Below are 1184 nucleotides of genomic sequence, written 5' to 3'. Positions count from 1 at the left end.
CTTGACCCGAGCCTGGTTGGCTCGGTCCCTAATGACAGGAATCCCGAGTGGCCGTTGCTTTCCGTTGGCCTTGGGGATATACACGCGCTTGACCGGCTTGGCACCCCAGGTCTTGTCTTCCTGGATCTGGTTCGCCAACCCCCACCGCTTTGCAGGGGTGAGAGCTGTTTCCCCGTCGATGCCCGCCGTCTTGCGTCCCCCGCTCTGCTGCGTCACCCGTTTCACGCTTGTGAGCGTGTTGCTGCGGCTCCTCAACATGAGCTTTTGCAGGTTGCGGACCTTCTTCATGTCCCCTTCCCGCGTGGCTTTGAAGATTCTGCGCCTCAGTCGTCGTACGTTCTCCTCTTCCTTTGCCCACTGGATCGTGTGCCAGTCCGAGGGGTTGTCCTCCGGTCCGTTCGCTTGAGTGCGTCCAACTTGCCCTTCGGTGCCGATTTCCTTGCGCCTCCCTTCAAAGACTCACCAGGCTCACGTCAGCCCTCTTTCGAGTCGGGCATCAGCCCGTATCCGGCGGGTTATACCTGTCGGACTTCCCCTGACCTTTCGGTCTACCGGCCTTCGCTTCTTGAGCCCTCCTGTTCCCGCAGTGGATTTCTGCCTCCCTTGCGGTCGGCTTACCAGTTTCCTGGACCACTACGGGGTTCCCACGTTCCGCACACACAAGATGCGACTGGGGTGGGTGTCTCCTTTACCCCGGGATCGGTGGTGTCCTATTCCCGACCACGGCTTGCCGGGAACCACCTGCTGCCCTTCCGCAGCGGATCCTTCAACTGCCTGTTACTGCCACCGGTTTGCAGTCTGATCGTCACGAGGCATAGCCGGAGATTCACTCGCGTTCACCCGTCCAGTCTTCCCCTCACTTGTGGCTACCCGATGGCCGGATCACCCTTGAGCTTGACCACTCAGCTTCACACCCCATCGTTACCAATGGCGCATGTGAGTGTGGGGACGGGCCTGGACACTGGCCCGGAGCATCATCTTTCTTTCGCAAATGCTCACTTGTTGTGTGCGACTTCGTGTCGCACGCCGTCCCCGTTCGCGGATGCCCGTCAGCTTTTCGAGTGAGAGCCCGCGCCCGGTGCGTTCAGCCTCGGTCACGATCGTCGTGGAGATGATGTGGTTCTGATGGGTGGCGTGGCGCTGTTCGCGTCGATGCCGCTGCTTGAGCAGCCGCTTGGCGGACT

General features: G+C 60.8%; 1 protein-coding gene and 1 pseudogene. Both read right to left on the bottom strand.

Translation table 11 applies throughout. The features are described from left to right. The coding region (locus tag ACFOVU_RS29360; RefSeq protein ID WP_378538760.1) for a reverse transcriptase N-terminal domain-containing protein at positions 1-363 on the bottom strand (363 nt) is incomplete at its 3' end. Between the two features lie 558 nt (positions 364-921). Further along, positions 922-1184: pseudogene (locus ACFOVU_RS29355) on the bottom strand (hypothetical protein); the annotation flags it as partial.

It is taken from the genome of Nocardiopsis sediminis (assembly GCF_042650565.1).
Lineage (GTDB): Bacteria > Actinomycetota > Actinomycetes > Streptosporangiales > Streptosporangiaceae > Nocardiopsis_B > Nocardiopsis_B sediminis.
This window is presented reverse-complemented; position numbering and strand designations above follow the sequence as displayed.